This is a genomic window from Nocardioides sp. NPDC057577 (genome assembly GCF_042801335.1).
GTDB lineage: Bacteria > Actinomycetota > Actinomycetes > Propionibacteriales > Nocardioidaceae > Nocardioides.
Map to the genome: position 1 here is coordinate 1 of NZ_JBHVGB010000267.1, position 5,110 is coordinate 5,110.

Genomic DNA, 5,110 nt, shown 5'->3' on the forward strand with positions numbered 1-5,110 from the left:
ACCGACGGGATCGCCCGTCGGTCGAGCCGCCGGAGCCGCTAGGCCGAGGCGTGTCGAGACCAACACGGTCGCCTATGCGTCCGTCTTCTCCAGGGCCTCGTTCTCTTCCCGAGCCTGCGTACGCGCGGAGGCGATCAGGCTGGTGGTCACGGTGACGGCGAGGATGCCGACGATGACCACCAGGGAGAGCCAGGTCGGGATGACCGGGACGCTGTCCCAGCGACCGTGGGCCCAGTGCAGGCCGAGCTTGACGCCGATGAAGGCGAGGATCGCGGCCAGACCGTAGGAGAGGTGGACCAGCTTGGACAGGGCACCCTCGAGCACGAAGTAGAGGGCACGCAGGCCGAGCAGCGCGAACGCGTTGGTGGCGAAGACGAGGTAGGGGTCGCCGGTGATGCCGTAGACCGCCGGCACCGAGTCGACCGCGAAGACGATGTCGGTGGCGAAGATGGCGAGCACCACGATGGCCATCGGCTTGAGGCCGATCTTGCGGCCGATGCGTACGGCGAGCATCTCCTCGGGGTCGACCTTCTGGTCGTGGCCCTGGAGCGCCTCGGTGAAGATCTTCGCCGCGGTGATCAGCAGGATCGCGCCGAAGATCAGGAAGACGATGTCCCACTGGGAGAGCGCCGCGGCACCCAGCGCGATGAAGATGCCGCGCAGCACGAGCGCGCCGACGATGCCGAAGAGCAGCACCTTCTGCTGCAGGTGCCGTGGCACCGCGAAGGCCGCGAGCAGCAGCATGAAGACGAAGAGGTTGTCGACGCTGAGCGACTTCTCGACGATGTAGCCGGTGTAGTACTCGAAGCCGGTCTGGCTTCCGTGGGCGTTCCAGACCCAGACGCCGAAGGCGAGCGGAAGTGCGATGTAGAACGCCGACCAGCCCAGCGCCTCCTTCATGGAGACCTCGTGCGGGCGCCTGGTCAGGATGAAGTCGAGGGCGATCAGCACCACGACGGCGGCGATGGTCACGGCCCACAGGGTGGGCGTGGCAATGGTATCGAGCATGCGGGTTCCTCAGGCGTGTCGATGAACGTCTGAGGTCTCCCTCACCCCGGATCGGGGTGTCATTCCGGGACGGTGTCGGCACCGACGTACTGACCGGAATGAGCTTGGTGAGGTACTCCCCTCGAGGTAAAGCGTATCGGTATCGTCGAAGGGGTTCGCAATCGGCTCTCTCACGAGAGGATGTCGGGATGACGACGGAGTCCGTGCCTTCCCTGATCGATGACCTCGCCGCCGGTGTCTCCGAGGTGGTGACCGATGAGCTCTCGCGGCTGGCGGCCTCGACCGACCGGTCCGGATCGGTCGCCGCCGGTCTGCCGGTGGCGGTGGTGAGGGCGCACAGCGTCGCGGACGTCCAGGCGGCGATGCGGATCGCCTCGGCGCACCGGGTGCCGGTCGTCCCGCGCGGCACGGGCACCGGGCTGGCCGGGGGAGCGGTGGCCGGCCCGGACCGCCTCGTCATCGACCTCTCCGCGATGGACCGCATCCTCGAGCTCGACCCGGTCGACGAGATCGCAGTCGTCGAGCCCGGTGTGCTCACCGCCCGGCTCGACGCGGCCGCTGCCGAGGTCGGGCTGCGCTACGCCCCCGATCCGGCCTCGGCCGCGATCTGCACGATCGGCGGCAACGTCGCCACCAACGCCGGCGGCCTGCGGTGCGTGAAGTACGGCGTGACCCGGGAGGCGGTTCTGGGCCTCGACGTCGTCCTCGCCGACGGCACCCTGATCCACACCGGGCGCCGCACCATGAAAGGCGTCGCCGGACTCGACCTCACCGCCCTCTTCGTGGGCTCGGAGGGCACCCTGGGGATCGTCGTCGGCGCGACCCTGCGGCTCAAGCCGCGGCCGGTCTCGACGTTGACGGCGTCGGCTGCGTACGCCTCGGTGGCGGCGGCCGCTCGCGCCTGCGCCGAGATCGCGGCCGCCCGGCGGCTGCCCTCCATGCTGGAGCTCGTCGACCGGCGCTGTCTCGAGGCCATCGACCGGTTCGCGGGCACCTCCTATGCCTCCCGTGGGGACGCCCTGGTGATCGCCCAGGCCGACGGGCCCGCGGCGGAGACCGAGATCGTGGCGATTGCGGCCGTCCTCGGCAAGGAGGCCACGTGGGTCGAGCACGGTGTCGACGAGGAGTCCTCCGAGCGCCTCGTCGCGACCCGTCGCCAGATCCTGCCGGCCATCGAGACCGAGGGGGCCTTCTTCATCGAGGACATCTGCGTGCCCCGGTCCCGGCTCGCCGAGGCGGTCGAGCGGATCTCCGAGATCTCGGACCGGCACGGCGTACGCATCTACACCATCGCCCACGCCGGCGACGGCAACCTCCACCCGGTCATCGGCTGGGACCCCTCGCCTTCCGACGTCCCCGGTGTCATGCCGCCCGCGGAGACCGCGGCCGGGGACGAGATCTTCGCCCTCGCCCTCGAGCTCGGTGGCACCACCACCGGGGAGCACGGTGTCGGCCGGCTCAAGCAGAAGTGGCTCGAGCCCGAGCTCGGCGCCGATTCCATCGACGTGCAGCACCGGATCAAGGCGGCGCTGGATCCGCTGGGGATTCTCAATCCTGGTGTCGGGTTCTGACCAGTCCCATGACACCCTTGCCCCGTGCGTGTCGGAATTGCTGCTGTCGTTCTGTGTCTCGGTCTTGCGGTCACCCTGATCGCCTGTGGCGGCGAACCGGAGGCGGCCAGCCCCACCTCGACTCCGAGTGCGGCGACCGTCGTGACCGCCATCAAGGGTGCCGACGGCACTTCCGCGACCGCGGGCGGCTACACGCTCGGTGACGTCAGCCTGCCCGCCGAGGCGGGCACCCCGGGGAAGGTGAGCTTCACGATCACCAAGGACGGCGACCCGGTCACCGACTACATCGAGGAGCAGACCAAGGACCTCCACCTCTACGTCGTACGCGACGACCTGGAGGTCTTCCGGCACCTGCACCCGACTCAGGGTGAGGCCGGTGCCTGGTCCGGCGACCTGACGCTGCCCGCGGGCGGCAACTATCGCGTGGTCGTCGAGTTCGCGGCCCGGACCCCCGACGGCAAGGGGGAGCAGGCGATGCTCGGTGCCACGGCGAAGGTCGCGGGAGCGGCCGAGGTGGACGTACCCGGCTCCGACGACGGCACCGTGATCGCCGCGCTGGAGGAGACCCCGAAGCCCGGGATCGACCAGGAGATCGGCGTCCTGATCTCCGACCCGGCGGGCAAGCCGGTCAACCTCGGCACCTATCTCGGCGTCTATGCGCACGTGACCGCGTTCAGCCGCGAGACCGGTGAGGTGATCCACCTGCACCCCCTCGGCGGCCCCGAGAACGGTGAGGACGGCACCCGCCTCGGCATCCACGTGAAGCCGCCGAAGGCGGGTGACTACGTCTTCTTCGTGCAGGTACGTGTCGACGGGATGATCCACACGCTCCGGCTCCCGGTCATTGTCTGAGAGTCACTGTCCGACGCTGAACTTCACCAGCGCCAGCGGGCTCTCGAACTCGCCCAGCCGCAGCCCGACGGTCGCCTCCCAGACGCCGCCCTTGGGCAGCACGACGTCCGCCTCCCAGGTGCCGGCGGCGACCGTCTTCAGGGCCAGGCTGCCCAGGTCGACGTCGCCGGACCTCAGCTTGGCGGTCGGGACCGCCGCCGCCTCGACGGGCTCGCCGGCCGCGTCCTGGATCTGCAGCCGGAGCACGTTCGGGCCCGGGCCCGCCGGGGTCAGCGTCGCGTAGACCCGGTGGTCCTCGCCCAGCTCCGCGACCTGGGTGTTGGTCTGCGCCACCGCGACCGATCCGGTCCCGGCCGAACCGGCACCCGCCTGCGGCGGCTGGTCGACCAGGAAGCCGGTGACGCCGAGGACGACGATGAGCACGCCCGCCTCCATCAGCACCGCTCGGCGCAGCATCGAGCCGGCCTCGACGGTGTCGTCGTGGCCGGCCGCCTGACGGACGCGGGGGAGCACCAGCAGCCGGTTGCCTGCCGCCATCACGGCGACCGCGACGACCAGGGCGATCTTGGTCATCAGCAGCGTGCCGTACGTGCTGTTGAGCAGGTTGTCCCAGGACCCGAGGATCCGCCAGCCCATCAGCACGCCCGAGACCGCGAGGGCGGCCAGGGACACGGCGGCGAGGGTGGAGAACCGGGTGACGATCTCGGCCGCGACCGCGCCGCGCCGGGTGATCAGCGGCAGGGTCAGCGCGAGACCGACGAGGCCGCCGAGCCAGAGCGCGCCCGCGACGAGGTGGATGACATCGGTGCCGGTGACCAACCAAGCGGGTACGACCGCGCGGGAGTGGCCCACGAACGCCGGGGAGCAGATCGCGACCAGCCCCGCGGCCGCGGCCAGGCGGGGTCGCTCGCGCAGCGCGAGCGCGGCCGCGATGCCGAGGATCCCCACCAGCGCGCTGAGCCACTCCTTGCCGACCGAGGCCGGCGACCAGGCGTCGAAGGTGAGCATCGCCCCGGGTCCGCTCTCGCTCTGCAGCGCGCCGCTGGCCGGGGCGAGCGCGACCAGCGCGACCACGGCGACCATGCCGGCGAGTATCTGCAGGCGCTGTACCCGCGCGATCGCGCGGTCGGGGACGCGGTGCTCGCCCACGATCACGGCGCGGAACCAGACCAGGCCCACGACCAGCAGCAGCGCTGCGTACTGGACGAACTGGAGCGCGCCGTGGATCACCGCCGTCGCCCGGGACGGCTCTGTGGACGGGGGTGGCGCGACGCTGAGGCTCGGGGCGCCGACCGCGAAGGTCAGCGAGCCCGAGATCGGGTGGCCGTCGGCCGACACCGCGCGCCAGGCGACGACGTAGGTGCCGTCGCCGAGGCTGCTCGCCTCCGCGAGCGCGACCTGCATCTCGGTGCCGCTTGCGGTCGCCTCGGAGGTGACCTCCTGGCCCTTCGCGTCGTAGACGGTCACGCCCGCCGGGGGCAGCGTCACGGCCTCGTCGAAGGTGAAGGTGATCGTCTCCGGCGCCTGTTCCAGGACCGCCCCCTCCTCGGGGTCGGTGCCGATGAGCGTCGCGTGCGCCTGGGCGGGGGAGGTGCTGAGCAGGACGGCGTACGCAGCGGCAGCGAGCGCCACCAGCAGCCGCCCCAGGGCGCGCCGGCCCGGCCGGTCGAGGCCGGGCC

Annotated in this window: 4 protein-coding genes; 2 read left to right on the forward strand and 2 right to left on the reverse strand. The window is 71.2% G+C overall.

The genetic code is table 11. The annotated features are described in order from the left end of the window. Nucleotides 1–72 precede the first annotated feature (72 nt). Nucleotides 73–1,008, reverse strand: coding sequence for a TerC family protein (locus ACFU7D_RS28530; protein ID WP_378873621.1), 936 nt, complete (start codon nucleotides 1,006–1,008; stop codon nucleotides 73–75). A gap of 188 nt (nucleotides 1,009–1,196) precedes the next feature. Between ACFU7D_RS28530 and ACFU7D_RS28535 the strand changes: the two genes are divergently transcribed. Both ACFU7D_RS28535 and ACFU7D_RS28540 read left to right on the forward strand, forming a co-directional pair. After that, nucleotides 1,197–2,579: an FAD-binding oxidoreductase gene (locus ACFU7D_RS28535; RefSeq protein WP_378873623.1), complete on the forward strand. Its 1,383-nt coding sequence runs from the start codon at nucleotides 1,197–1,199 to the stop codon at nucleotides 2,577–2,579. Nucleotides 2,580–2,603: 24 nt separating this feature from the next. Continuing rightward, nucleotides 2,604–3,431 (forward strand): hypothetical protein, encoded by an 828-nt coding sequence (locus ACFU7D_RS28540; protein WP_378873625.1) that lies wholly within the window; start codon nucleotides 2,604–2,606, stop codon nucleotides 3,429–3,431. 3 nt (nucleotides 3,432–3,434) lie between these two features. On the opposite strand, the gene ACFU7D_RS28545 is transcribed toward ACFU7D_RS28540, so the two are convergent. Continuing rightward, nucleotides 3,435–5,110, reverse strand: a 1,676-nt coding sequence (locus ACFU7D_RS28545; RefSeq protein WP_378873626.1) for a copper resistance CopC/CopD family protein, incomplete at its 5' end; no start/stop codon positions are given.

Bases quoted from the DNA above. Each gene is read 5' to 3' on its own strand.
- ACFU7D_RS28535 (WP_378873623.1), top strand. From the start codon at position 1,197: ATGACGACGGAGTCCGTGCCTTCCCTGATCGATGACCTCGCCGCCGGT.
- ACFU7D_RS28530 (WP_378873621.1), bottom strand. From the start codon at position 1,008: ATGCTCGATACCATTGCCACGCCCACCCTGTGGGCCGTGACCATCGCC.